Raw genomic sequence first — 25,941 nt, forward strand, 5'->3', positions numbered from 1 at the left:
CGACGGGACACCCGCCCAGTCCGGGGGACAGCGCTAACGACGGATCACCGCGGGACCGATAGTGCCCGTCGTGACCGACCTCCTCGCCCAGCGCGCCGTGGCGTCCCCGCGCGACGACCACGGTGGGGACCAGCGTGCGCACGACGACGCCCAGGTCGAGGTGGTGGACTTCCGTCGACCGACGACCCTCGCCCGTGAGCAGTCCCGCGTGCTCGAGCTCGCGTTCGAGACGTTCGCGCGGCAGTGGGGCACCCAGTTGACCGCGAAGGTCCGGGTGCTCTCCCAGGTCACCTGCGAGCAGGTGCAGGTGCTGACGTACGACGAGTACGCCGCGTCGCTGCCGCCGCTCACCGCGATGGTGCTGCTGACGATCGAGGACGTGAGCGCCAAGGGCGTCCTGCAGTTCCCGCTCACCTCGGTGCTCACGTGGGTCAGTCACATGCTCGGAGCGGCCCGACCGCTGCCGGCCCCCGAGCGCACCTTCACCCCGATCGAGCAGGCGCTCGTGCGCAAACTCGTCGAGGACGCGCTCGACGACCTCCGCTACTCGCTCGGCACGCTCCTCGTGCAGCCGATCGGGGTCGGCTCGTTCCAGTGGAACAGCCAGTTCGCGCAGGCGGCCACGAAGAGCGACCTCATGCTCGTCGCGTCGTTCGACATCCGCGTGGGGGAGCGCATCGCGCCGGCCACCCTGGCGATCCCGCTCGAGGTCGTCCTGCCGCAGCTCGGCGAGTCGAACCCGACGGTGACGACGGCCGATCCGCGCGAACTCCTCGACGCGCAGATCGCGAACGTGCCGGTCGGGGTCTCGCTGCAGCTCGCCCCGGCGGTCGTGCGTCCGGCCGTCGTCCTCGGCCTCGCGGTCGGCGACGTCGTGCCGCTCCCGCACCCGCAGCACCGTCCGCTGACCCTGACGGTCGACGGCGAGCCGATCGGCACGGCGGCGGTCGGCGCGAACGGCTCACGTCTCGCCGGCGTCGTCGTCGCCACCACGCCCGCCGCCGCCGGCGCCCACGCACGCACTCCGAACACCGAAAGGGCGTCATGACCGCCACCATCACCCTGCAGACCTCGGTCGCCGAGGCGCTCGTCGGTCAGCTCCCGACCCCCACGCCCCTGCGCGCCACCCCGCTCACGCCGGGAGCGGCGAGCGGTGCCGCCGGGCAGGCGGGCGGCGCGGTCGTCGCGTCGTTCGTCGGTGCGCTGTCGGCCGACCTCGCGCTCGTGCTCCTCGACCTCGACGGCATGACGGCCGCCGGCGGCGTCGACGCGCCGCTCGTCTCGGTGACGGACGTCGTCCGGCCGGCGCTCGAGGCGGCGGCCGGCATGCTCGGCGTGGGCGTGCTCGGCGAGGCCGTGCGCGCGTCCGCCGCGTCGCTCCTGCTCGACCCCCAGACCACCGTGTTCGAGCTGAGCGCCGCGGGCGTCCCGGCGGGGTGGTTCGCCATCCGCATCCGCGAGGACGCACCCGCGGCCGCGGCCGTCGCCTCGTCGATCAGCGGCAACCTCGGCCGGATCAACAACGTCGAGATGGCGCTCACCGTCGAGATCGGTCGCACCCGCATGGCCGTCCGTGACGTCCTGGGCCTCGAGCCCGGGGCCGTCGTGGAACTCGACCGATCCGCCGGCGCACCGGCCGACGTGCTGCTCAACGGCCGCCTCATCGCGCACGGCGAGGTGGTCGTCGTCGACCAGGACTACGCCGTCCGCATCACGAAGATCCTCGACGTCGCCGAGGGGATCTGACCCTCCGTGGACACCCTCGTCGTCGCCCTCCGGGTCGCGCTCTCCCTCGGCGTCGTGCTGGCCCTGCTCTGGTTCGTGCAGCGCCGCGTCGCGAAGAGCACGACCGGCTCGTCGCGTGGTCGCGGACGACGCTCGGCGGCGGTCCAGGTCGTCGCGCGCCAGGGGATCGGTGGCAAGGCCAGCGTCGTCGTCGTCGACGTCGAGGGTGAGCGGCTCGTCCTCGGTGTGACCGAGCAGCAGGTGGCCGTGCTCGCCTCCGGGACCGCGCCCGCGGCGTCGGCCGCGGGGTCCGACGCGGGGTCCGACGCGACGGACCCGTTCCGGGCGGTCCTGGCGGCACAGGCTGCACCGTCCCTCCCGGCTGCCGCGCAGGCGCTCACCGAGGAGCCGGAGAGCGCCGCACCCGTCCTCCGGGCCCGCCCCCGCAACCGCCGCGCCGCGCACATCGCCGTGCCCACGCAGCAGCAGCTCCAGGGCTCGATCCTGTCGGCGGACACGTGGCGGCAGGCCGCCGCGGCCGTCCGCGCGAGGCGCACCGGATGACGCTCGTCCCCGGCGGACGCACCCCGCCGCGTCCGCTCGTCCTCGCGCCCGGCGTCGGCCGGGAGGCCCGGAGCAGCCGAGCCCGCGCGGTCCGGGTCGCACGCATCGCCGTCCTGGTCTTCCTCGGTCTCGCAGCGGTCGTCGGCTTCCTCATGCTCACCGCTGGCGGCGCGCACGCGGCCGGCGTGGTCGGGCCGACCGCACCCGCGGCTCCCACAGCGCCCGCGACCCCGTCGACGAACGGCGGCCTGGACGTGTCCGTGAACGGGCCGGACGGCACCCCCTCGTCGGCGGTCGTCACCCTCGTCGGCATCACGCTGCTCAGCGTCGCACCCGCGTTGCTGCTCATGATGACGTCGTTCACGAAGATCTTCGTCGTCCTGTCGATGACCCGGAACGCGCTCGGACTGCAGTCGATCCCGCCGAACCAGGTGATCGCCGGGCTCGCCCTGTTCCTGTCCCTGTTCATCATGGGGCCGATCATCGGGCACATCAACGACGACGCCCTGCAGCCGTACCTCGCCGGGCACATCGACTTCCAGCACGCCGTGGACGTCGGCAGTGCGCCCCTGCGGAAGTTCATGCTCCACCAGACGCGGCAGGAGGACCTGGCGTTGATGACCCGCGCGGCCGGCCGGCCCAACCCGAAGAACGAGGCCGCGGTGGGGATGACGACGTTGGTCCCGGCGTTCATGATCTCGGAGCTCCGCAGCGCGTTCATCATCGGGTTCGTCATCTTCCTCCCGTTCCTCGTCATCGACCTCGTCGTGTCCGCGGCGCTCCAGTCGATGGGCATGATGATGCTGCCGCCGGTGATGATCTCGCTGCCGTTCAAGGTGCTGCTCTTCGTGCTCGTCGACGGCTGGGGACTCATCATCAAGTCGCTCATCGAGAGCTACCAGGTGGTGTCGTGAACCAACAAGCCGTCATCGACCTCGTCCTGCAGGCGCTCATCGTCGCGGGCAAGCTCGCCGCGCCCGTGCTCATCACGTCCCTCGTCGTCGGGTTCGCGATCTCGCTCCTGCAGTCGATCACGCAGATCCAGGAGGTCACGCTCGCGTTCGTCCCGAAGGCCCTCGCCGTCGCCGTCGCGCTCGTCGTGTGCGGCAACTGGATGATCGACGAGATCGTCGGGTTCACGCACTTCCTGTTCGACCAGATCCCGAACCTGCTCGGGAGCTGACGTGGACCTGTCGATCGACTTCGACCAGCTCGAGGGCACCATGCTCGCGGGCGTGCGGATGGTGGCGTTCATCGTCATCGCGCCGCCGTTCTCGTACAAGGCGTTCCCCGGCACGGTCAAGGCGATGCTCGCGATGGGCCTGGCGCTCGCGGTCGCGCCACGGGCGGCAGCCCGGTATCACGCGCTCGACACCGGCGCGTTCGTCGTCGCGCTCGTCGTCGAGCTCGCCGTGGGACTGACCCTCGGGTTCCTGGTCTACCTCGTGTTCGCGGCGGTCCAGTCGGCCGGCGCGCTCGTCGACCTGTTCGGCGGGTTCACGCTCGCGCAGGCGTACGACCCGCAGTCCCAGGTGAACGGGGCGCAGTTCACGCGCCTGTTCGAGATGACGTCGCTCGCGCTCCTGTTCGCCTCGGGCGGGTACCAGCTCATCGTGGGCGGCCTGACCCGCTCGTTCGACGCGGTGCCGCTGGCCGGGTCGTTCTCGCTGGCCGACCCGGTGCACGCGATGCTCGCCGGCACGACGCAGATGTTCCTCTCGACACTCCAGATCGCGGGCCCGCTCGTCGTCGTGCTGTTCCTGTCCGACGTCGGCCTCGGCCTGCTCACCCGCGTCGCACCCGCGCTCAACGCGCTGCAGCTCGGGTACCCGATCAAGATCGGTCTGACCGTCATGTTCGCCGGCGCGTTGTTCATGGCGCTGCCGAGCGTCGTTTCCTCGCTCACGGGTGACGCGGTGACCCTGCTGACCGGAGGGCGGTGACCATGTCCGACACCGGAGAACGCACCGAACAGGCGACCGAGAAGCGGATGAAGGAGGTCCACCGCAAGGGCCAGCTCAGCCGCTCCACCGACCTCAGCGCCTGGCTCGGGGTCGCCGCGGCCGCCGTCATGGTGCCGTCCACCATCGCATCGGCCGCCGCAGCGGGCACGGACCAGGTGTTCCGGATCGAGCGGGTGATCGCCCACCCGACGGTGGGCGCCGTCCGCGAGACCATGGCCGCCGACCTCGGCTCGATCGGGTCGACCCTCGCCCCGATGCTCGGCGTCGTCGCGGTCGTCGTGGCGGCCACCGCGATCGCGCAGGGCGGCGTGCACATCAAGCGCATGACCGGCAACTACGAGCAGTTCAACCTGCTCACCGGCATCACCCGGGTGTTCGGCACCCAGGCGCTCTGGGGCGGCGCGAAGGCCCTGCTCAAGAGCGCGGTCGTCGGGCTCGTGCTCTGGGGGGCCGTGCAGGGCCTCGTGCCCGTGCTCATGTCCTCGGGGTCGCTGCCGCTCACCGCGGTGCTGCAGGCCGCCGGGAACGGCGCCGCCACGCTCCTCCGCGCGGCGATCGCGGCCGGCCTGCTCCTGGCGGCGGTCGACGTGTTCGTCGTCATGCGCCGGAACCGCAAGAAGACCCGGATGACGAAGAAGGAGGTCAAGGACGAGCACAAGAGCACGGACGGCGATCCCCACGTCAAGTCGCACCGGCGCTCCCGACAGCTCGCGATGAGCCGGAACCGCATGATCGGTGCGATCGCCACGGCCGACGTCGTCCTGACGAACCCGACGCACTTCGCGGTCGCGATCCGGTACGAGCCGGGCAAGTCGGCACCGAAGGTCGTCGCCAAGGGCGCGGGCGCCGTCGCCGAGGTCATCCGCGACCGTGCCGAGGCGGACCGTGTCCCGATCGTCCGCGACGTCCCGCTCACCCGTGCACTGCACGCCGCGTGCGAGATCGGCACGGAGATCCCGGTCGACCTCTACACGCCCGTGGCCCGGGTCCTGTCGTTCGTCATGGCGCTCCGCGCCCGCGGCGCCGCCACCGGCGTGCACTCGGCCCCGCGTCCCACGACCGCCGACGAAGTCGCCACCGTCATCGCCGCCGACCAGCTCGCCGGGGACGCCCTGCCCCGCCGCATCCGTCATGCCCGGACCACCGAAGGAGCCCCAGCGTGAACCGCAAGGACCTGCCCAAGCTCGCCGTGCCGATCGGCATCGTCGGCATCATCCTGCTGCTCATCATGCCGGTGCCGTCGTTCGTCCTCGACTTCCTCATCATCTGCAACATCCTGCTGGCGCTCGTCATCCTGCTCACGACGCTGTTCGTGCGGAAGCCGCTCGACTTCTCGGTGTTCCCGTCGCTGCTGCTCGTCGCGACGCTGTTCCGGCTCGGACTCAACGTCGCGTCGACGCGACTGGTGCTCGGCAAGGGGTTCGCGGGCGACGTCATCCAGGCCTTCGGGCACGTCGCGGTCTCGGGGTCGGTGATCATCGGCGCGGTGATCTTCATGATCCTCGTCGTGATCCAGTTCGTCGTCGTCACGAAGGGCGCCGAGCGCGTGGCCGAGGTCGGGGCGCGGTTCACGCTCGACGCGATGCCCGGCAAGCAGATGGCCATCGACGCGGACCTCAACGCGGGACTCATCACCGACACCGTCGCCAAGGAGCGCCGGGCAGCGGTGTCCGCCGAGGCGGACTTCTACGGCGCGATGGACGGTGCCTCGAAGTTCGTCAAGGGGGACGCGATCGCGGGCATCCTCATCATCGTCATCAACCTGGTCGGCGGCATCGCGATCGGCATGGTGCAGAACGGGCTGTCGATCACCGACGCGTTGGGCAAGTACGGCATCCTGACGATCGGTGACGGCCTCGTGACGCAGATCCCGGCGCTGCTCATGGCGGTGTCCACGGGCATGATCGTCACCCGGTCGAACGCGGACGCCGACATGGGCTCCTCGGCCGCCACGCAGCTGACGCAGTCCCGCAACGCGATCCTCATCGCGGGGATCGCGGCCTGCGGTATGGCGTTCATCCCGGGCATGCCGATCGTCCCGTTCCTGCTCGTCGGGGCGGCGCTCCTCATCGTCGCGTACCGCCTCGGGGTCACGGCGAAGGCCGATGCGGCCGCCGCGGAACGGGCCGAGCGGGCCGCGGCCGTCGCGCCGACGGGGGACACCCCCGAGGACCTCATCGAGCAGATGCGGGTGCACGCGCTCGAGATCCTGCTCGCGCCCGACCTCGTCGACATGGTGTCCGGGGCCTCGGACGACCTGCTCGGGCGCGTCCGCGCCCTCCGCCGCAAGATCGCGGTCGACATGGGACTCGTCGTCCCGCCGGTGCGCACGCGGGACAGCGTCGACCTGCCGCCGTCGACGTACGCGATCCGCATCGCGGGGGTCGAGGCGGGCCGCGGCACCGCGCCGGCACGGAGCGTGCTCGCCCTCGGCGACCAGCTCGACGGGCTGCCGGGGGAGCCGACGACCGAGCCGGTGTTCGGGCTGGCCGGCAGGTGGGTTCCCGCCGAACTCCGGCACGCCGCCGAGATGACCGGCGCGACGGTGATCGACCGCGTGTCCGTGCTCGTCACGCACCTGCAGGCGATCATCGGGGACAACGCCGCCCGGCTGCTCACGCGTGAGGACGTCAAGGTCCTGACGGAGGGCGTCAAGCAGACCAACCCGGCAGCGGTCGAGGAACTCGTGCCGGGCATGCTGTCGATGGCCGAGCTCCAGCGTGTGCTGCAGGGCCTCCTGGCCGAGCGGGTGCCGATCAACGACCTCGGGCGCATCTGCGAGGCGCTGACGCTCCGGGCGAAGGTCTCGACGGACCCCGAGGGACTCGTCGAGGCGGCCCGTGCGGCGCTCGGCCCCGCCCTGGCCGCGCGCTACCTCGACGGCAGCGTGCTCCGGGTGATCATGATCGACCCCGGGCTCGAGCAGTCCATGCTCGAGGGGCTCCGCCCGTCCGAGCAGGGCACGCAGATCCTGCTCGACGCCCACCGGGTGGAGCAGGTGCTCGGATCGGTCCGCGATGCCGTGGGCGCCGTCGAGCACCAGGGCCTGTCGGCCGTGCTCGTGTGTGCGCCGCAGCTCCGTCCGGCGATCCACCGCCTGGTGTCCGCCCAGTCCAACGGCCTGCCGGTGCTCTCCTACCAGGAGGCGACCGCCGCGGGCTCCACCATCGAGACCGTGGGAGTCGTCCGTGCCGCCGATCCGATCGCAGCGTAGTGCGCCGACGCTCGACGCCCTGCGCGCCGACGTCCGCGCCGAGTTCGGCCCGGCGGCCCGCATCGTCGCGGCCGAGCGGGTGACGACGGGCGGCATCGGCGGCCTGTTCCGGAAGCACCACTACGAGGCGACCGTCGAGGTGCCGGCGCCCGGCGACGAACCGGTGGCGCGCGTCGCCATCGACGCGGGTGGGCCCCGTCGCGCCGGGATCCTCGCGTTGCTCGAGGACGCCGAGGCCCGGGAGGACCGGCTCGCCGCCGCCGACGCCGTCACGACCCGTCGTGGTCGCCGCGCTGCTGAGGAAGCGCGCGGGTCCCTCCGCCCCGTTCCCGGCATCCCGGCCTCGGGCAGGTCGGTGTCGTCCGGTCCCGGCCCGGGCGGTCCGCTCCTGGTGGGAGCAGACGAGGAGGTCGTCGCGACCCGCTCGGACGCCTTCGCTTCGCTCATGGACGACTTCACCTTCAACGGCCTGGCGCCGCGCGTCCCGCTCGGTGAGGCCATCGGTGGGGCCGGGACGGCGACGCCCGCGGTGGGTCCGGCCGTTCCGCTGCCGTCCGACCGGGAGGACCGGCTCGTCGAGTCGACGCCCCTCACCCCGGTCGCGGCCGGCGTCGACGGGTTCGTGCAGGCTCCCGTCCCCGACGCGACGGACCGGATTCCCGACCCGCCCGCGGTCCGTCGCGCCGACGGTGACCTCGTGCTCGTCGTGGGCCGGTCCGCGGCGGTGACCGAGGTCCTCCCGGTCGTGGCGACCGCACACGCGCTCCGGATCCTGCCCGTCGAGGACCGGCGATCGGCGATCCTCGCCCGGGCCGCGGGGGTCCAGGAGGGCACGGCGGTCGTGTCGTCGTTCGTGTGGAGCGGTGCGGCGGACGACCCGGAGCGTGCCGCACGACTCGTGGGGATCGCGCCCGACCAGGTGTGGGTGGTCGTGGACGCGGGCCGCAAGCACGACGACACGGCGCGCGAGGTCCGCGCGGTGCAGCGGACGATCGGCGTGACCGGGGTCCTCAGCGTCGGGGCCGAGGACACGACGACGCCGGAGACCGTGCACATGCTCGGGTTCCCCGTGGTCGACGTCCGGAGCTGGCGGTGACCGTCGACGCGATCGGCGCCGTGCCGAGTCCGCACCGGGGGCTCCCCGCGCCCGTCCGCCGATAGGCTGTCGGGATGCTGGTGCTCACACGCAAGATCGGCGAGCGGATCCTCGTCGGTGAGGACATCGTCATCACCGTCCTCGACTCCCGCGGCGACGGCGTCCGCATCGGCATCGACGCCCCGCGCGGCGTCAAGATCCAGCGTGAAGAGGTCGTCGCCGCCGTCACCGAGGCGAACGTCGAGGCGAGCCGGTCCTCCAGCGATGCCGAAGCGCGGCTGCGCGCGGCGCTCGGTGCCCTGGGCGGGGGCGGCGGCGCCCCGGGTGGGGACCGTCGCGGCGACGCCGAGGAGCCTCGCTGAGGCTGCCCCCCGGCTGATCGCGTCAGGCGAGCGCGACCAGCGCTGCGAACGCCCCGGCCCACAGCATGCTCGCGAGCGTGCCGATGATGAACCGTTCCCGGGCCTCCGCGCTGTCGAGCTCCGAGAACCGGCCGAGGCCCTTGATCGCGATCACCGCGGCGACGATCTCGAGTCGACCGACGAGGATCGCCGCGACCACCGCGATGCGTTCGAGGCGACCGATCGCCGCGCCACCGCGGAGGACCTCGTGTCGCTGCCCGTCCCCGCGCTGATCGAGGATGAGGATGCCCCCGTTGCGCCCGGGCGTCGCGTCGCGGTGCGTCGCCAGGCGGAGCACGACGGCGGTGGCGGGTCCGCCGCCGACGACGCCGAGCACGCTCATGAGCACGGTCATGACGCTCGCGAGTGCCGGGTCGGGGGCGGGGACGCCGACGTGGAACGCGAGCGCGAGTCCGCCGGCGGCGAGGGGCACGACCCCGGCGAGGCCGGCCGCCGTGCGGGGTTCCCGGCCCGAGGTGAGTGCGAGCACGCAGCAGACGAGCAGGACCACGGGGCCGACGATCCAGACGAGGACCTGCGCCGCGGTCATGCCGGCGCTCCGTCCGGTTCCGGGCGGTCCGCGTCCTCGAGCAGCCGGACCAGCGCCGCCCGCACGGCGTCGTCCTCACGGAGCCCGGCGGCGGCCGCGCGCTTGCTCGCCGCCTGCGGGCTGATCCCCAGGTGCCGGGCGGCCTCACGCTGGCTCATGCCCTGGTCGAGCAGGTCGGCCAGCTCCCAGCCCTCGGGGGACCGGCGCGCGCGGAGCCGGATTGCCTGCGTGACGAGGGGTTCGACGTCGTCGGCGGTGCGGTGCCGGCCCGGCTCGACGGCGACCGCGACGTGGTCGGGCCGGTCCTTCGCGCGCTCGACGGCTTCGCGCGCACGGTAGAACGCGGTCCCGGATGCCGCACGGGTCGCCGTGGGCAACGGCGTCTGGACGTCGCCGATGCCGCACCCGATGCTCCAGTCACCCGCACGGGCGAGCCGGAAGACGACGTCGAGCGCGGCGCCCGCGTCGGCGGTGGCGATCTGGAGTTCGTCGCCCGCGGTCCGGTCCGCGGGGAGGAGCAACCGGGGCCCCACGGCCGCCCTGATCGCGGCGAGCGCGGCCTCGACGAGGTCGGCTCCGTGTCGACTGTCGATCTGGTCTGCGGTGATGACGTACATGCTCGACCTCCGCGTCAACCCTACGAGGTTGATCTGGCGCCGATCAACCCTGGGAGGTTGATTGCTCTCGGATCTACGCGCCAGGGTTGACCGCTCTGCTCATCGTCGCGGGCGGGGCTCCGCGCCGGGAGTCCGTCCGGCGGCCCGCTCGGCGGCGTACCACGCGCGGGCCTCGTCCTGCCGTCGCGCCTCCGCCCCCGAGGCGATCGGCGCGCGGACGTGGCCGGGCTCGTACCCGAACGTCGCCACGAGGTCCGTCGCCAGCGGCCGGAGTCGGCCCACGAGCCGGTCCATGGTGGCCGAGACGGCAGCGCCCCGCTGCGCGGACAGACGCCCGTGCATGAGGTGCCAGGCGAGGTGCTCCTCGACGAGCCCGAGTCCGAAGCAGTCGCGGAGCCACGTCAGCACCGTCCGCGAGTCGTCGTCGGGGGCGTCGGCGAGCGCCGCCGTGAAGGCGTCCCACTGCATGAGCTCCGCGTGGGCACGAGCGGCCTCGATGAGCTCGTGCTGCTGCTCGTTGAGGAGGCGCGCCTGGCGGACGCGGTCCTTCCCCGCGCTGCGGAGACGCATGCCGATGCCGGCCACCATCGTGTCGACGCGGTCGGCGAGGAGTCGGCGCTGCGTGACCGGGTCCCGGAGGTCCTGCGACGCGCGGCGGACGGAACCGCGGTCGAGCACGGTCTGCCCGACCGCACGGACCCGCGTCACGTCGGCGACCCGGCCGGCGACCCGAGCGGCCACGAAGCGGGCTGCCCCGGCCGGGTCCCGTGGTGCCGCGGCGGCGAAGTCACCGAGCAGGCGCTTGCCCACCAGCTGGAGGAGCACGGTGTTGTCGCCCTCGAACGTCACGTACACGTCGAGGTCGGCCCGGAGGCCGGTGAGCCGGTTCTCGGCAAGGAACCCGGCCCCGCCGCACGCTTCGCGGGCCTCCTGCAGCGTGTCGAGCGCGGCCCACGTGGACAGCGGTTTGAACGCCGCGGCCTGCGTCTCGAGGTCCTCGCGCCGCTCCGGCGTGTCGGCGCGACCGCTGAACACGTCGTCGAAGGTGCGGAGGAGCCGCTCGTGGGCGAACGACTGCGCGAACACGCGGGCGATGCGGGGGATGAGCCGGCGCTGGTGCTGCCCGTAGTCGAGGAGCACGCCCTCCTCGCCCTCGGCGGTCGGGAACTGCCGACGCTCGGACGCGTACGTGACCGCGATCTGCAGCGCGAGCTTCTGTGCGACGACCGCGGCGCCGTCGAGCGACACACGGCCCTGCACCAGGGTGCCGAGCATGGTGAAGAACCGGCGGCCGGGGGACGCGATGGGCGACGAGTACGTGCCGTCCGGCGCGACCGCGCCGTACCGGTCGAGCAGGTTGGTCCGCGGGACCCGGACGTGGTCGAAGTGCAGCCGGCCGTTGTCCACCCCGTTGAGGCCGCCCTTGACGCCGTCGTCCTCGCCACCGATCCCGGGCAGGAACGCGCCGGTCGCGTCGCGGAGCGGCACGTAGAAGGCGTGCACGCCGTGCCCGACCCCGCCCGTGACGAGCTGCGCGAACACCACCGCGGCGACCCCGTGCACCGCCGCGTTCCCGATGTAGTCCTTCCACGCACCCCGGAACGGCGTGTGGATCTCGAACTCCTCGGTCGCCGGGTCGTACGTCGCGGTCGTGGCGATGCTCTGGACGTCGGAGCCGTGCCCCGTCTCGGTCATCGCGAAGCAGCCGGGCACCGTGAAGTCGAGGATGTCGGGCAGGAACTCCTCGTGGTTGTGCTCCGTGCCGAGGTGCAGCACCGCCGAGCCGAACAGGCCCCACTGCACGCCCGCCTTGATCTGCAGCGACGGGTCCGCCGTGGTGAGCTCCTCGAAGGCCGCGACGTTGCCGCCGTGGTTCTCCTGACCGCCGAACGACCGCGGGAACGGACGCTGGATCGCGCCCTGTTCGACGAGCAGCCGGCACTGTGCGAGGGCCCGCTCGCGGTGGTCGTCGACCGAAGCACCCTCGAGGCGGTGCGTCGCCGGGTCGAGCGCCAGCGCGCGCGAGATCCGGCGGTCCTCCGCCCAGCGTCCGAGCAGCATCTCGGCGACCCCGGGGACGTCGATGCGCGGACGGGACCGCCGGTCGGCCGCGTGGGGTGACGAGCCACCGGACGCGTCCGGTGTGGGTGCGATGGGGACGTCAGGGACGGCGATGTCGACCATGGACGGGAGGCTATGCCCGCCTCCGCGCGCTCGCCAGCAGCCGCGTGGTCGCCCGACAAGGCCGACCCGGGGGAGTCGACGCCCCTGTGGAGGTTTCCTCCAAGCGGCCTCCGGTGCGGGTCCACAGGATGCAGGCCGTCCGGATGGGGGAGCCGTCCCTCCCGACCGGGTAGCGTTGCGGACGCACCGTTCGGATCTGGAGGACCCCCATGCTCACTGTCATCGCAGTCGTCATCATCGGCATCGGCGTGCTCGGCGGCGTCGGCGTGTGCGCGGCGTTCGGCGCCATGCTCAAGGGCGGCACCGAAGGCCGCAGCTGACCCGACGGGACGCCGTGCCACCATCGGCGCGCCGTCCCGTCGCCGTCCGGGCTAGCGTGGCGAGGAGTCCCGTCCAGCACTCCCTCGAAGGAGCAACCGCGTGCCCGCCTCCACCGTCCGCGTCGGCGTCCAGATCGCCCCGCAGCACTCGCCCTACGCCACCATCCGCGACACCCTCGCCGAGCTCGAGGACCTGGGGGTGGACATCGCCTTCAACTGGGACCACTTCTTCCCGCTGTCCGGCGACCCCGACGGCACGCACTTCGAGGGCTGGACAATGCTCGCCGCCTGGGCCGAGCAGACGACGCGGATCGAGTTCGGCCCGCTCGTGACCTGCAACACCTACCGGAACCCGGACCTGCTCGCCGACATGGCCCGCACCGTCGACCACATCAGCGCGAAGGACGGCGCCGGGCGGCTCGTGTTCGGCATCGGGTCCGGGTGGTTCGAGCGCGACTACGCCGAGTACGGGTACGACTTCGGCACGGCCGGGAGCCGGCTCGACGCGCTCGATGCCGCGATGCCCCGGATCGAAGCCCGTTGGGCGGCGCTCAACCCCGCGCCGACCCGGAAGATCCCCGTGCTCATCGGCGGTGGCGGCGAGAAGAAGACGCTGCGCATCGTCGCGGAGCACGCCGACATCTGGCACAGCTTCTCGGACGTCGAGACGCTCGAGCGCAAGCTCGGCGTGCTGCACGAGTGGTGCGAGCGCGTCGGCCGGCCCACCGACGCGATCGAGATCTCGACGGGCGTCGACGTCTCCGGCACGCTGACCGCCGAGCAGGGTTCCGCCCTCGACGCCCAGCACGCCCTCGGGGCACGGCTGTTCACCATCGGGGTGAGCGGGCCGGACATCGACCTGGCGCCGGTCAAGGCGCTGCTCGCCTGGCGGGACGGCGTCAGCGGCTGAGACGACGCCACCCTGCGGAACGACGAAGGCCCCGGGAACTCCCCGGGGCCTTCGTGGTGGTGGGCGATACCAGACTCGAACTGATGACCTCTTCGGTGTGAACGAAGCGCGCTACCAACTGCGCCAATCGCCCCTGCGCGGCTGCCCGCGCCCATCGATACTACTGGAAGCAGCGCCGTCGTCCTATTCGGTGACGTCCGCGCGCGTCGTCAGCTCGCTGACACGCCCGGCCTGGCTCGTTTTGCGATCCGGGCGGGAGGTCGGATAGAGTAACGGAGTCGCAGCGAGCGGCGGGCCGGAAACGGACCGTCCAGTGGCGGCGATGCGGATGTGGCGCAGTGGTAGCGCATCACCTTGCCAAGGTGAGGGTCGCGAGTTCGAATCTCGTCATCCGCTCGAGTGCAGGATCCCCGGATCCTGAAGGCTCACCAGAGAGGATCCCCACCGATCCGGTGCTCACGGAGACGTGAACCTCAGCACGGTGGGGTGGCCGAGAGGCGAGGCAGCGGCCTGCAAAGCCGTATACGCGGGTTCGAATCCCGTCCCCACCTCGAATTCGTATCGTTCGCAAGGGCGGTAGGAGTTCAACTCTGGGCGATTGGCGCAGCGGTAGCGCGCTTCCCTGACACGGAAGAGGTCACTGGTTCGATCCCAGTATCGCCCACGAAACGAAAACCCCCGGAAATCCGGGGGTTTTTGTGTTTCATCAAGTGTTGCGAAGGGCTCAGATCAAAGCACGTGGCACGGTTTTGGCACGATCCTCGCAAGGCCCTGCCGCCCCCCCGCGCCGTGGCAGATGCCACCTTGGTCGCCTTGTCGGCGATCGTCGTCATCGTCGCGTCCGAAACCGATCAGGCTGACTCGCGGACGAGCGACCGTCGGCGTGTGCCCGTGGCACGTGCAGTGACCGAGTCGGCGCCTGCGCTGAAAGAGCTCGACGGCCGATGTCGGTGCTCGAACCGTCGCGTCCGATGCGCGAGTCGTTCTCACGCGCTCTGCTCCGGTGCTCCACGGCCGACGCCGTGCTGCCCGCGGTGCGAGTCTCGCACGAACGCCGAAAGCCGGCCCGTCGACGAATCGAACAGGCCGGCTTTCGGCGAGATGGACGGGGATGGGGGGGGTTCAGAGCCGGTTTGCGATGCCCGATCCCGAGGCGAGTTCCTCGAGCTTCGCGACCAGCGGGTCGAAGTCAGCGGGGAAGAGCCCGGTGTAGACGTCGAGCGTGATGCTCGGCTTCGCGTGCCCGAGCATGCTCTGCACGAGTGGCACGGTCACACCCGCAGACACCCCGAGGCTCGCGGCGGTGTGCCGCAAGTCGTGCGGGGTGAGCTTCGGGAAGTGCTGCATGACCGTCCCACGCGCGAAGTCGCTCGCGGGCCAGCTTGCGATCGCCCGCTGAACGGCCGGAGCGAAGACGCGACGCCGCCAGGTCGAGAGCCTGAGCATGCCGCCTTCCGGCGCGGCGAAGACGAGGTCGTGTGCGGCACGTCCTGCCGAGCGTCGTCGGAGCGGCTCCATGACCTGTGGCACTCCGGGGACCTGTCGCGCCTTGCCGTTCTTGGGCGGACCGAGCACGAGCTCGCCCCTGACCTCGGTCGCGGACCTCCGCACGCGCACGACGTTGTTCGCGAAGTCGAGGTCGGCGAACGTGAGCGCAGCGGCTTCGCCGAACCGGAGACCAGAGAACGCCAGGAAGGCGATGAGCATTCGGTCGCGCTCCTGCGCCTCGTCGAGGAGGTGCGCGACCTGCGGGGCGCTGAGGTAGCCGTGCTCGCGCGTCACCACGGTGGGCAGCTTGACTCCTCGCGCTGGGTTCCCGGTCAGCAGGCCCTGCTCGACACACTCCTCGAGAACGCCCCCGAAAATCTGGTGCGCCTTCTGGATCGTCTGCGCTCCGGCGCCGGCGGCGTGGATGGACTCCACCCAGGCCCGCACCGACTTCTTCGTGAGGGCCTCGAGCGACGTCTCGCTCCAGTAGGGCGTGATCCACTTGCCGGCGACGGCCGCGCGGTTCGCGATCGTGGTCGCGGCGAGCGTCGCGCGCCGCGCGAGGAACTCGTCGATGAACGGGCCGAGCTTTTGCGACAGGTCAGACTGGGTCCGGTAGGTCGGCTTGCTCATCGCGACGACGTTTGCCGCGGACCAGACGTTCGCGTCTCGCTTGGTCCGGAACCCACGCTTCCGCGTCGTTCCCCCGTCCGGCTTCGTGTACCCGACCTCGAACCGCTTGCCCTTTGCCGTCTCGTACTCTCGGATAGTGGCCATCAGGCAGCCATTCCGTCGTGCGAGACGCGCGTCTGCTCGACGTAGTCGAGCAGGTCACTGAGGCGGTAGGCCACTGAGCGGCCGACCTTGATGTATGCGGGACCGCGGCGGAGGTAGCGCCACTGGGCGAGCGTGCCGACGGACGTGAGGAGGAACGATGCGGCCTCAGCCGGCTTGAGGAGAGCTGCATACCTGGAGGTGAGCTCGAGAGTCTCCGATTCCGCGCTCAGGCGGCTCAAGGACGTGGGCATGGATGTTTCGCTTTCGGTGCTGGACGTGGCGAGCTCGGTGAGCCCCGTGTCTTCCGGAGTGGGTGACGCACCGTCTATGCGCGAACGCGACATCAGCCGTGATCAAAGAGCATAAGCCCAGGTCATGTCGGCGAGTCGTTCCCCACGCATGGGACGCGCTCGGTCCTCTCGAAAGAGCTCTGTCGGTTGTGGCAAGAAGGTGAGGCCCAAACTCGGTGTCCCATGAGCGCGGCGTTCTCCGAACCGGCCAGATGCGGCACGCGCCTCGAAGTTCCGGGACGCACGTCCCAGCTGCTGCCCCGATGACCGCTGGCGGTGCCGTCTTCGGTCGCAGAACTATTGCGACCGACCGATGTCGGCCGAAGGACCTTGATGACTACCCGGGAAAGGATGACAGTGACTTTGTCAGGTGGTGTATCGGTCGGCCAGTTCGAGGGAGGTAAGCAGTCCGTATGACGCTCCATCTTTGAGAACTCCAGCGAACGGGCTATCTGCGACAAGTCGCATGGGTCGGGCTATAGAAGGCCAGCCGCCTCGCTGGGGGAGTGCGCCGGCGGATGGCATCAGGACGCCTGCTCCGGTGGCGGCGAAGCAGCGGCGCTTACGCGCGCGTCAAGCATCAGCGCGTCGAGACGACGTAGCCGTATCGGGCGCTCGAGGCCCACCCTCGTGCGCATACTCGGATGCATCTGAGGTGAATCGTCTTCGCTCGCGCGCTGCCTGGGGAGCCAGTGCAGTCTTGCGTCAGCGGGATCGACTGCTCCATACGAGGTCGACCACCACGAGCCGTTCGACGTCCTCGCTGTACTTGCGGCGACAGAGATGAATTCAGATGACTACCGTGTGTCGGACGATCGGATCAGCCCGGTAGCGTCGCGATGTGACTGTAGCCCTCATCGTCCTCTTCTCAGCCTCCGCGATCTTGCCCATCGCGGGCCTGGTTCGTCTCTATCGAGCGGCACGCGCCGCGTCCATCCAACGACAAGCTGAGGTCGATCAGCGCGGTTTCACAGAACCGACCTTTGGGGACTTCGATGCCTTTGTCGCATCGTGGTCAGAAGAAGTTCTGACGGAGGACCGCAAAGCCAGATTCGTCGATCTCCTCCTGATCGGGGGCGGCCTGGTCTGCGGGGCTTCAGCAAGTATCTGGGATGTACTCGTTTAGCGCCACTCGAGCCATGCTCGTCAGCCATCTAGCAACGGTACCGACGTCTCAGTAACCAGTGGGCAGGAGATTTCCCACACAGCGCACGAGAGAAGGTCAGGTAGCTCGCGCCACCAGTCGAGCTCGTCATCCTGAATTGACCGAGGCGAAGTGCCCGACTTCGACGCCGAGATCACCCGCCGGCTCACTCGTCGTCGCGGTCCGCTGAGTCGAGTTGCTCGACGAGATCTGCGAAGTTCAGGTTCAGCGCAGTGGCGACATGCCACCACGACTCGACGGCGCCACCACCCGCTGGACAGGTCCACGAAGGAGGAGGCCATCGGCAGCCGCGAACAGCGCGCACAGTCTGGCGAGCCAAGGATTCTGCGCGACACTACACAGCGGTTACTTCCCGCTCCTCAAGCCGACAGCGCTCCGGCGTCGCCGGTCAGCAGCGCATCGTCGAGCTCAAGAACGGCGCACATCGACGTGTAATGGTCCGCATCGAGAATCCTCATCAGTTCGAACACCGCCTGAATCACCGGGACCGCTTCGCTCGGCTGCAGCGGACGGCCGATGTCTGGCTCTTCGTTGTGGGAGTAGGCATGGAGGTACCGAACGACGCGAGTGCGCGCGGGACCCAATTCCAGGGCATCGATTGCCACCCTGAGGGCGGCGTCGAAGCTCCCGACGTGCTGAGGGTATCTGAACGCTAGAAACGCCTCGAGCATCCGTCGTGCCGCGTTCGGTGCGAGCGCGAGTGCGTCCAGCTGCTCAGCCAGCGTTCCACCGTTCACCGCTGCTTCAAGTGCGCGGCCGACCTGGCTGAAGAGGTAGTGGTACTGCGAGCGGAGCGTTGCAGCCTTGGACGAGTCAGTGTGTGGCCACTTCACGAACGTCGGGGTCCGCTGCACGGAACCGTTGGCCTCGACATTCCGGATGTGCAGCTCGTGAACGGTGGCGGAACCCGGCACGTGCCTGCGTCCGGTCTGCAGCTGGATCACCCATTGACGGAACATCTCGAAGCTGTGGGTGAAGACGAACACCTGGGCGATGGAGGTGCGCGGTACAAGCTCAGCCCATAGGTGTGAGGACACACCGAACATCACGTTGTGGTCGAGGCTCGAGACCGGGTCATCGATGAACACGATCGGCTGGGTGTCCACAACGGCACTGCTTCGTAGGCGCGCGAGGAAGTGGATCAGCGCGATACAGGTACGTTCACCCTCGCTGAGCGCGGTTGCCGGGGATCCGTTGCGTTCGAGTCGATAGGTGACCCGGTCCGGTCCTGTCGTGATCGACAACTCATCCCGGCCGAGCAGGCGCGTCAATGACCTATTGAGCTCATCTGCGAGCGGGATGGGATCGGCTTCAAGGTCCGCTAGCGCGAGAATCCGATTGTCTGTCTCGACCTTCTCGCGGCCGAGCTCCGTCCATTCATCATCTGCTCGCGTCACTTCCGCCTCTGATCGGTCAACTTCGGAGGCGATATCGGCGATGTACCGAAGCTCGACACGACGCGCTGCATCCGCGACGCTCTTCGCGTGCGTCTGGCTGCGTGCGTCGTGGCGAGACAGAATCGCATCGATGTCGGCCGTTGAGGGCGGAACGAGACGCAGGTCTGCGGGACGACGAGGGGTGTCGAATGGGTTTGATCGCTTCATCTGCAAGGCGTCAAGGAGCGCCTGAATTGAGGCTTGGTAGACCGCGAGTGCGTTCGAGTACGCCTCTTTGGCGTTGTCGAAATCGACGACGACTTCGGTGTAGAGGTCACGGCTGAGCGGCAGTGCAGTGAGGTGCCGCTCGGCGTTGCTCGACGAGTCCTCCATGCGACCGATGAGGATGTCGACGCGACGTTGTAGATGCAGTAGTGCCGCGCCGAAGTGCGCGTCGAGCTCTTCTCGGCGTGTCGTCGTGATGGATCCATCGCAGAAGAGGCAGCGGTCGAGATCCTTGTGCAGCTGCAGGCCCGCTTGCACCCACTCAGCCCGTTCCCCGTTTCCAGCGAGTGCGTCGATGGCTCGGTCGGTGACGCTCTCCGAGAGCACCGAATCGATCGATTCCAGGTCCGCTTCGTTGACGAGATCTGGTCGTGTCACGTGGGTTGAGGACACCATCGGCGCAGCCTTGGCGACGACCAGATCCTCCGCCAGGTCTGCCGACGCGCCCTCAAGAACGGAACGGTCCTGACGGAGGGTGTTGCGGACTTGCGTGATGGTGTAGGCGTTGGTTGCGCGAAAGCGATCGCCGACTTGGCCGAGATTCGCAACAACCGTCTTCGCGGCGGAGCGCATGAGGTCGTCGCGTCGCTTTGACGCGGCCGTGGACTGCGCGCGGAGCTCTGCGCGCCGAGCCGTGATTTCGGTCGCACGAGCACGTTTCTCCGCGAGCTCCTCTCGCGCACGCACATTCGCTTCACCGATCGTGAGGAGCGCGTCCGGGCGAGGACCGTCACCACCTTCGAACCGAAGGCTCCGAAGCACGTAGTCACGGTTGAAGACGTGGACACGTCGCCAGGCGTCGTGGCCGGGACTCGTGACTTGTTCGGTGGCGAGGCTTCCTTCCTGCCAGTCGAACCGCACGTCTGCCGACGGCAGGAGCGTCTCATCGACGCATTCCTGCATCAGTGATGCGAGCGTCGATTTGCCGGACCCGTTCGTACCGAAGACGAGGTTCACGCGACCGAACGGGCTCGCGCTCGACCCCATCGACCAGCGTTGGTAGATGCGGTAGTCACCAATGTGATTGAAGCGCGTGAACACTTCTCCCCCTTTGTCCTCGGCCACGTTGGCCAGCATCGAAGGTAATGGAGGCTCATGATCGCGGAGGGAGGCACGCCGAGCCGGTACCGCCCTGCGCAACATCGTTGCTGAAGCGCGGACGTCGTCCGGTCTCAGTTCGCGGGCCCGGACGGAGGATGACTGGTGACCGGCGGCCGTCTACGACCGCAAAGTTTTCGGTGCCCGGCATTCGAGACCACCGATCGGTACAACTTGGCGCCGAAGCCGAAGCCGAAGCCGAAGCCGAAGCGGGGTGCGAGGCCGCCTAGCTGCCGGGGAACATCTCTCGGAACCGCGCGTACGCATCGGGGTCGACCGAGAGTTCCATCGCCGCGCGCTGATGACGGAGCTGCTCGAGCTGCAGCTCCTCCTTCGCGTCGACCGCGCCTCCGATGAGCTCGCCAACGCGTCGGGTGAGCGGACTTCCGACGCCTTGGCGGAAGTTGAAGCCGAGCAGCTGCAGGACGTTGACCGTCTCGACCGAGAGCAGCGGAGCGAAGGTTTCGATCTGCTGCTTCATCGCGGCGCCGGCGGCTTCGTTCTCTGTCGCTTCAGCGAGCTGCACAAGTAACGGCACCACAGTGTCAGCGATGTAGCGGACGTCTCCAGGGGTGAGCTGCTGCGCGACTAGCTGTACTGCCCAGGGACGTTGGTTGTGTTGCGACGACTCGCTGTAGTCGTTGGGATGTGAGAAGGACCTCCTGCAGTGGAGTGGAGCTGTCTAGTTCACACACTCTCCGCAGGAGGTCCTCGTGTCCCACGCTAACGCTGCCCTGACACCACGCCAACGCCTCCGGATAGGTCGTCTGATCGTCGATGACGGCTGGCCAGTCCGGCACGCAGCCCTGTTCTTCCACGTGTCCTGGCCGACCGCGAAGCGCTGGGCCGACCGGTATGCGGCCATGGGCGCCGAGGGCATGCATGACCGCTCGTCCCGTCCGCACCGGTCCCCGAACCGCACCCGCCCTGAGCTGGTGAAGAAGGTCGTCGCACTTCGCTGGCGAAAGCGCCTCGGTCCCGTTGGGATCGGCGGGCAACTCGGCATGCCGGCCTCGACAGTGCACGCCGTGCTGACCCGCTGTCGGGTGAACCGGCTGCACCACATCGACATCCGCACCGGCGAACTCGTGCGCCGTTACGAGCACGAACGTCCGGGCGCGATGATCCACGTCGACGTGAAGAAACTCGGCAACATCCCCGATGGCGGCGGCTGGCGCTACGTCGGCCGACAGCAAGGTGGGCGGAACCGGTCAGCAACGCCCGGTAAGGGCCGCAGCAAGCATCGCGGCCCGCTGATCGGGACCGCGTTCGTGCACACCGTGATCGATGACCACTCCCGCGTCGCTTACGCCGAGATCCACGACGACGAGAAAGCAGCGACCGCGATCGGGGTGCTACGGCGGGCCGTGTCGTGGTTCGCCGCACGCGGTGTCCGGGTGGAGCGGGTCCTCTCCGACAACGGCTCTGCCTACAAGTCCCACGCCTGGCGCGAGGCCTGCACTGAGCTGGAGATCACGCCGAAGAAGACCCGCCCCTATCGGCCGCAGACCAACGGGAAGATCGAACGCTTCCACCGCACCCTCGCCGACGGGTGGGCGTTCTCACGGCACTACCCGACCGAGCACGCCCGCCGGAACGCCCTCCCGGCATGGCTGCATCACTACAATCACCACCGGCCCCACACCGCCATCGGGAACCGGTCACCGATCACTCGGTTGACCAACCTCCCTGGGCAGTACAACTAGCTCATGCTGGTAAGACTGGGCGATTCGGGTGAGTTCGTTCTTGTCAGCGATGAGGTCGGAGACGATCTGCTCGAGCGCATCTGCACGGGCGGCGGCGTCCTTCGACGCGCGGAGCGCCCCGATCTTGTCAGTGATTGCCGTCGCCGTGTTGCGGGCCGCGCTGGCGGCGAGTTGCGTTGCGAGTTGAGCGACTTGAGGAGTTACGACGTCATCCATGCGTGGAGCATTGCAGCAGCATCTGACAGCGACACGCACGCGGATGGGAGACCAGTCCAAGTCGGGCCAAGCGCCCCAGAGAGCCGGGTAACGCCGGCGCCCGCTCGGAAGTCAGATGCACGCATGCGGCGACTCGTGCGGAGCTCGGAGCGCGTCTTGCCACCCCCACGCCGAGTCCACCGCCTGCCAGTAGCCCCGCACCACGAGCGCAGCTCAGTCGGTGAAGGTCACCTGCCCCCGGTCGACCACGGGGTGCTCGGGGGACCAGAGAACATCCCGCGGAACGCCTTCAAGACGATGTCAAAGCGGGCAGCACACGCATGGCGTGCCAAGGTCTTCCTATACCGAGCGAGAGCGGATGTCGTCAACGAGGGCAGGAGGCAGTCAGTGAGGATGGGTACCCGGCCGGCGGTCAGTGAGTGGATGCTTACGGTCGCGCAAGTGCTGCCGTTGCCGCACGGGACTGCTGTCGGTTTGGTTGACTCCTGAGAGGTAGGGGCGTTGGCTCCTGCTGGAAGGATGTGCGCCATGGTGAAGGCGTATCCGGAAGAGTTCCGCCGCGACGTGATCGCGGTCGCCCGGAAGGGTGAGACGTCGGTGCGGCAGGTCGCGAAGGACTTCGGTGTGTCCGAGTCCTGTCTAGCCCGCTGGTTGCGGCTCGCGGATCGTGAAGACGGCATCGGTGATACTGCCTCGCCGTCGATGAAGGCGGTGGAGCAGGCGGAGCTGCGGGAAGCGCAGAAACGAATTCGGCTGCTCGAGCAGGAGAACGAGATTCTCCGCCGGGCAGCGGCGTACTTCGCTCAGTCGCAACTCCCAAAATGATCTACCCGCTGGTCCTCGAACTCGCCGCAGACCGGATCCCGGTCGCGGTGGCCTGCCGGGTGCTGGGCTTTTCGAAGCAGGCGTTCTATCGGTGGCGCGCCAGCCCCGTGACCGACCGCGACTGGGCGGATGCGCACCTGACCAACGCGGCGATCGATGCGCACCGCGACGACCCGACGTTCGGGTACCGGTTCATCGCCGACGACCTGCATGCGGCCGGCCACCGAGTCTCGGAACGCCGAGTATGGCGGCTGTGCTCCCAGCAGCGGCTCTGGTCGCTGCACGCAACGAAGCGCGGCCTGAACCGCAAGGCCGGTCCTCCGGTGCACGACGACCGGGTCCGACGAGCGTTCACGGCGCCAGACCTGGACCGGCTGTGGCTGACGGACATCACCGAGCACCCGACAGGCGAAGGCAAGCTCTACCTCTGCGCGATCAAGGACGCCTGCTCGCGGCGCATTGTCGGCTACTCGATCAGTGACCGCATGCGATCCTCGCTTGCCGTCGCGGCTCTGCAGATGGCGGTGCAGCGCCGGAACCCGATCGGGACGGTCGTGCACTCGGATCGGGGGAGTCAGTTCCGGTCGAAGAAGTTCGTGCGCGCGCTCGGCGACGCCGGGCTGCTCGGGTCGATGGGGCGAGTCGGTGCATGCGCGGACAACGCTGCGATGGAATCGTTCTTCGCACTCCTGCAGAAGAACGTCCTGAATCGGAAACGATGGGCGACCCGGGAAGAGCTCCGACTGGCGATCATCACCTGGATCGAGGCCACCTACCACCGGAAACGGCGCCAGCGAGGTCTGGGGAAGTTGACCCCGATCGAGTACGAGACCATCATCAACCCACAGGTCGCACTCGCGGCCTAAACGAACGAGTCAACGAAACCTGCAGCAGTCCCGTTCGAGTTCGACGAGACCTACAAGCGCCTACCCGCTGAGGTCGAACTCATCGAACCCAAGACGTTCGACGAGCTCACCGACGCTGATGCTCGAGCTGAAAACGCTGCCACCGCTGAGGACCTTCGGGGAGCTTGCGGCACCACTACCCCTCCCTCACGACACCTCGACCGTCGACATCGTCCACTTCAAGCTCACCCCCGCCCGGTGAAGGATCGACTAGCGAGACGGAGCGTGCCGGGCTGCCGATGGTAAACAGACGCATGCGCATCCGCCCCTGGGCTCTCACGCTCCTGATCGTGCTCGCGGCTTGCGGCGTTGCACTCTTCGTCCTGCCCCCGGGAATGCCGACGCAGATCCTCGGGGCAGTGCTCATCGTTGTGGCGTTCGCGGTGTTGATCGTCTCAGAACGAGCTGGTCGGTCGGGGCGCTGACGGCACGGCAGGTGATCCACAACGGGTGAACCAAAGCGACAGCGGTCTCGACGCATGGGTGAGGGGGATACCGGCTTCATGACATGGCTCGCGGCGCACCTCTTTCGGCGCTATCAGGATCGTCGCGCTCGGCAGCACCCAGCTCAGGCCTCGGCCGCGCGCCCGGCGCTTTACCCGTCCCTGGGACTTGGCGACCGCTCCATCGAGCTCTCGATCGCGTCGAACGTCACTCCCGACCCGGGTGCTTTCGAACGGGCAGCTGAACACCTGCACGCTTGAGTCGTCCAACAGGACCAGGGCCACATCGACCTCTTACACGCGGGGCGGTGGCTTCGTGATCGTTGGCCCAGTGAAGCACCCGCACCGGTCCTCGCACGGCTTGGTGACGACCTCGCGGAGCTTGCTCGCCGCGAGCAACCGAAGGGGGCCGGTTGCGATCGGCTGACGAGCAGCCCCTGGCTGCCAACGCTGCCGGCGCGCTGTCTCTGACGGTCGGCATGCTCCGGGAAGCTCCTGTCTGACGTGGCGGAACGTCCGCGTCGTGCTGCCGGAGCCTCCGCTGCAATGACGCAGATGACGAGCGGGACGAGACCGCCGACGGGATTTCCCCAGGACCATCCCACGAGAGGTCCTATGCTGGTTCGTGCCGTCGCCATGCCGGGCATTCGGGTTGCCCTGGAACGCAGCGGCTCCGTGCGTGCCTGCAGCATTCGGGTTGCTGCAGGCACGCACCTCCGGCCGCCCTCGACGATGCCCTCCGCGGCTGGGTCGCACGGTACGACGTGGACGAGCTCCCCATCGACGGTACCGGCGACACCGATTGGCTTGCGGAGGTGCGCGGCCTCTTCCAGGCACTGCGGATCGAGATCGCGAACCGATACCACGTCGTCGTCGACGAGCCCTGGTGGGAGTGACCGGTCCGCTCATGGTCGACGGGTGCCTGTTGGTGATGGCTCGTCTGAGCTACTGCTGACCGTCGTCCCAACGGACCGGCTGCTGGCGGTCGTCCGTCCGGAGCACCGCCGCCAGGAGCTGGTCACGGCGCGTCCCTCGATGTGTCAGGGCCGATCGGAGCCGTCCTTCGAGGCGGAACCCACATCGTTGCGCGACCAGAGCGGAAGCCTCGTTCTCAGGGAGGGCATGCCACTGCACACGGCTGAGCCCGAGACCGTCGGGAGGACCGGCGAACGCCCAGTCGAGGATCGCGCTGACCGCTTCGGTCATGGAGCCGTGGCCGCGACCGGCGGGCGCGAGCAGGTACCCGACTTCTGCGGCTCCGTCTGCGACACCGAAGATGCTCACCGCGCCCAGGACGTCGGTGGGGTCGGCTCGCGGGCGGACCGCGAACTCGAACCGGGTCCCGTCCCGCCATCCCGCTTCGACCTGCCGGACGAACGACTCAGCGTCGTCGCGTCCGTAGGGCACCGGTATCGGGGTGAACGCGATGACGTCCGGGTCCTGGCAGTACGCCACGATCTGATCCGCGTCCTCGGTCGTCTGCGGGCTGAGGACGAGCCGCGGCGTTCGGAGCGTCACCGGTTCCATCGCCCCACGCTACCGAGCGAGACGGCGCAGGGAGGGGCTTCGGACCCAGCCGCGGCCGGTCCTGGTCTCTCACCGTCCCGCGCCCGTCGCCGCGACGCACTGGCGGCCGCGGAGGAGGTCCTGCAGGTCGGGGCAGTCCCAGGTCGTCCATCCGCTCTGGCCGTACGCGTCGAACGCCGAGGTGGAGGCCACGGAGACGCCCGACGGCGTCGTGCGGACGAAGGCCGGTACCGGATCACCCTCGGTGGTGAGACCGACCCAGCTGAACGTCGCCGAGCCTCCAGCGGCACCGCGA

General features: G+C 69.4%; 24 protein-coding genes and 4 tRNA genes. 17 read left to right on the forward strand and 11 right to left on the reverse strand.

The window, feature by feature from the left end; genetic code table 11:
* Nucleotides 1-70: 70 nt before the first annotated feature.
* From DEI94_RS07550 to DEI94_RS07595, 10 genes are all read left to right on the forward strand, one after another.
* Entirely contained in the window at nt 71-1,048 is a 978-nt protein-coding gene (locus DEI94_RS07550) for a flagellar motor switch protein FliM (RefSeq protein WP_258368441.1), read from the forward strand.
* Nucleotides 1,045-1,746: a flagellar motor switch protein FliN gene (gene fliN / locus DEI94_RS07555; RefSeq protein WP_111008852.1), complete on the forward strand. Its 702-nt coding sequence runs from the start codon at nt 1,045-1,047 to the stop codon at nt 1,744-1,746. The genes DEI94_RS07550 and fliN overlap by 4 nt, the downstream gene beginning before the upstream one ends.
* 6 nt (nt 1,747-1,752) lie before the next feature.
* On the forward strand, nt 1,753-2,289 hold the full coding sequence (locus tag DEI94_RS07560; protein WP_111026056.1) for a flagellar biosynthetic protein FliO: 537 nt from the start codon (nt 1,753-1,755) through the stop codon (nt 2,287-2,289).
* The gene (gene fliP / locus DEI94_RS07565) at nt 2,286-3,203 is read left to right on the forward strand and encodes a flagellar type III secretion system pore protein FliP (RefSeq protein ID WP_111026076.1); all 918 of its coding nucleotides are present in this window, start codon (nt 2,286-2,288) and stop codon (nt 3,201-3,203) included. The genes DEI94_RS07560 and fliP overlap by 4 nt, the downstream gene beginning before the upstream one ends.
* Nucleotides 3,200-3,472 (forward strand): flagellar biosynthesis protein FliQ, encoded by a 273-nt coding sequence (gene fliQ / locus DEI94_RS07570; protein ID WP_111008854.1) that lies wholly within the window; start codon nt 3,200-3,202, stop codon nt 3,470-3,472. Before fliP ends, fliQ begins: the two co-directional genes overlap by 4 nt.
* A 1-nt stretch (nt 3,473) precedes the next feature.
* The gene (locus tag DEI94_RS07575) at nt 3,474-4,232 is read left to right on the forward strand and encodes a flagellar biosynthetic protein FliR (RefSeq protein WP_258368442.1); all 759 of its coding nucleotides are present in this window, start codon (nt 3,474-3,476) and stop codon (nt 4,230-4,232) included.
* A 2-nt stretch (nt 4,233-4,234) separates the two neighbouring features.
* A complete protein-coding gene (locus DEI94_RS07580) occupies nt 4,235-5,416 on the forward strand; it encodes an EscU/YscU/HrcU family type III secretion system export apparatus switch protein (RefSeq protein WP_111012469.1) in 1,182 nt (393 codons plus the stop codon).
* A 65-nt stretch (nt 5,417-5,481) separates the two neighbouring features.
* Nucleotides 5,482-7,467, forward strand: a complete 1,986-nt coding sequence (locus DEI94_RS07585; protein WP_375334616.1) for a flagellar biosynthesis protein FlhA — start codon at nt 5,482-5,484, stop codon at nt 7,465-7,467.
* On the forward strand, nt 7,442-8,563 hold the full coding sequence (locus DEI94_RS07590) for a hypothetical protein (RefSeq protein WP_111026057.1): 1,122 nt from the start codon (nt 7,442-7,444) through the stop codon (nt 8,561-8,563). Before DEI94_RS07585 ends, DEI94_RS07590 begins: the two co-directional genes overlap by 26 nt.
* A gap of 74 nt (nt 8,564-8,637) precedes the next feature.
* Nucleotides 8,638-8,925: a carbon storage regulator gene (locus DEI94_RS07595; RefSeq protein WP_111008858.1), complete on the forward strand. Its 288-nt coding sequence runs from the start codon at nt 8,638-8,640 to the stop codon at nt 8,923-8,925.
* Nucleotides 8,926-8,947: 22 nt separating this feature from the next.
* Here DEI94_RS07595 and DEI94_RS07600 read toward each other — a convergent pair whose 3' ends face one another.
* From DEI94_RS07600 to DEI94_RS07610, 3 genes are all read right to left on the reverse strand, one after another.
* Entirely contained in the window at nt 8,948-9,514 is a 567-nt protein-coding gene (locus DEI94_RS07600; protein WP_111026058.1) for a hypothetical protein, read from the reverse strand.
* On the reverse strand, nt 9,511-10,131 hold the full coding sequence (locus DEI94_RS07605) for a DNA-binding protein (RefSeq protein WP_111008860.1): 621 nt from the start codon (nt 10,129-10,131) through the stop codon (nt 9,511-9,513). The genes DEI94_RS07600 and DEI94_RS07605 overlap by 4 nt, the downstream gene beginning before the upstream one ends.
* Before the next feature lie 99 nt (nt 10,132-10,230).
* Nucleotides 10,231-12,315, reverse strand: a complete 2,085-nt coding sequence (locus DEI94_RS07610) for an acyl-CoA dehydrogenase family protein (protein WP_111026059.1) — start codon at nt 12,313-12,315, stop codon at nt 10,231-10,233.
* Nucleotides 12,316-12,735: 420 nt separating this feature from the next.
* Between DEI94_RS07610 and DEI94_RS07615 the strand changes: the two genes are divergently transcribed.
* Nucleotides 12,736-13,545, forward strand: coding sequence for an LLM class F420-dependent oxidoreductase (locus DEI94_RS07615; protein WP_111008862.1), 810 nt, complete (start codon nt 12,736-12,738; stop codon nt 13,543-13,545).
* Between the two features lie 57 nt (nt 13,546-13,602).
* Here DEI94_RS07615 and DEI94_RS07620 read toward each other — a convergent pair.
* Nucleotides 13,603-13,678: transfer RNA gene (locus DEI94_RS07620), tRNA-Val, on the reverse strand.
* A gap of 191 nt (nt 13,679-13,869) precedes the next feature.
* Here DEI94_RS07620 and DEI94_RS07625 point away from each other — a divergent pair.
* The 3 genes from DEI94_RS07625 to DEI94_RS07635 all read left to right on the forward strand — a co-directional run bounded on the left by DEI94_RS07625 (nt 13,870) and on the right by DEI94_RS07635 (nt 14,209).
* A tRNA-Gly gene (locus DEI94_RS07625) sits at nt 13,870-13,941 on the forward strand.
* A gap of 84 nt (nt 13,942-14,025) precedes the next feature.
* Nucleotides 14,026-14,096: transfer RNA gene (locus tag DEI94_RS07630), tRNA-Cys, on the forward strand.
* A 41-nt stretch (nt 14,097-14,137) separates the two neighbouring features.
* A tRNA-Val gene (locus DEI94_RS07635) sits at nt 14,138-14,209 on the forward strand.
* A gap of 458 nt (nt 14,210-14,667) precedes the next feature.
* Here DEI94_RS07635 and DEI94_RS07640 read toward each other — a convergent pair.
* From DEI94_RS07640 to DEI94_RS07655, 4 genes are all read right to left on the reverse strand, one after another.
* Complete coding sequence (locus tag DEI94_RS07640; protein ID WP_111026060.1) at nt 14,668-15,810, reverse strand: tyrosine-type recombinase/integrase; 1,143 nt, start codon at nt 15,808-15,810, stop codon at nt 14,668-14,670.
* Complete coding sequence (locus DEI94_RS07645; RefSeq protein WP_220038772.1) at nt 15,810-16,061, reverse strand: helix-turn-helix domain-containing protein; 252 nt, start codon at nt 16,059-16,061, stop codon at nt 15,810-15,812. Before DEI94_RS07645 ends, DEI94_RS07640 begins: the two co-directional genes overlap by 1 nt.
* 1,563 nt (nt 16,062-17,624) lie before the next feature.
* Nucleotides 17,625-20,003 (reverse strand): AAA family ATPase, encoded by a 2,379-nt coding sequence (locus tag DEI94_RS07650; RefSeq protein ID WP_181441736.1) that lies wholly within the window; start codon nt 20,001-20,003, stop codon nt 17,625-17,627.
* 247 nt (nt 20,004-20,250) lie between these two features.
* On the reverse strand, nt 20,251-20,505 hold the full coding sequence (locus DEI94_RS07655) for a hypothetical protein (protein ID WP_146249427.1): 255 nt from the start codon (nt 20,503-20,505) through the stop codon (nt 20,251-20,253).
* Between the two features lie 232 nt (nt 20,506-20,737).
* On the opposite strand from DEI94_RS07655, the gene DEI94_RS07660 reads away from it, so the two are divergent.
* Nucleotides 20,738-21,730, forward strand: coding sequence for an IS481 family transposase (locus DEI94_RS07660; RefSeq protein WP_284183705.1), 993 nt, complete (start codon nt 20,738-20,740; stop codon nt 21,728-21,730).
* Here DEI94_RS07660 and DEI94_RS07665 read toward each other — a convergent pair.
* Entirely contained in the window at nt 21,686-21,946 is a 261-nt protein-coding gene (locus DEI94_RS07665) for a hypothetical protein (protein WP_181441916.1), read from the reverse strand. The two genes, DEI94_RS07660 and DEI94_RS07665, sit on opposite strands and share 45 nt — an antisense overlap.
* Nucleotides 21,947-22,474: 528 nt before the next feature.
* On the opposite strand from DEI94_RS07665, the gene DEI94_RS07670 reads away from it, so the two are divergent.
* Both DEI94_RS07670 and DEI94_RS07675 read left to right on the forward strand, forming a co-directional pair.
* A protein-coding gene (locus DEI94_RS07670) for an IS3 family transposase (RefSeq protein WP_111027817.1) occupies nt 22,475-23,637 on the forward strand; the annotation gives its coding sequence in 2 pieces (ribosomal slippage) (nt 22,475-22,754 and nt 22,754-23,637; 1,164 coding nt in all).
* Nucleotides 23,638-24,883: 1,246 nt separating this feature from the next.
* Nucleotides 24,884-25,015: a hypothetical protein gene (locus DEI94_RS07675; RefSeq protein WP_258378113.1), complete on the forward strand. Its 132-nt coding sequence runs from the start codon at nt 24,884-24,886 to the stop codon at nt 25,013-25,015.
* Nucleotides 25,016-25,064: 49 nt separating this feature from the next.
* Here the strand turns inward: DEI94_RS07675 and DEI94_RS07680 are convergent, their stop codons facing one another.
* On the reverse strand, nt 25,065-25,646 hold the full coding sequence (locus tag DEI94_RS07680; RefSeq protein WP_111027815.1) for a GNAT family N-acetyltransferase: 582 nt from the start codon (nt 25,644-25,646) through the stop codon (nt 25,065-25,067).
* 69 nt (nt 25,647-25,715) lie between these two features.
* Nucleotides 25,716-25,838 carry a hypothetical protein gene (locus tag DEI94_RS07685; protein ID WP_258368448.1) on the reverse strand — a complete coding sequence of 41 codons (123 nt, stop codon included), beginning with the start codon at nt 25,836-25,838 and terminating at the stop codon, nt 25,716-25,718.
* Nucleotides 25,839-25,941 lie beyond the last annotated feature (103 nt).

This window comes from Curtobacterium sp. MCBD17_040 (assembly GCF_003234805.2).
Lineage (GTDB): Bacteria > Actinomycetota > Actinomycetes > Actinomycetales > Microbacteriaceae > Curtobacterium.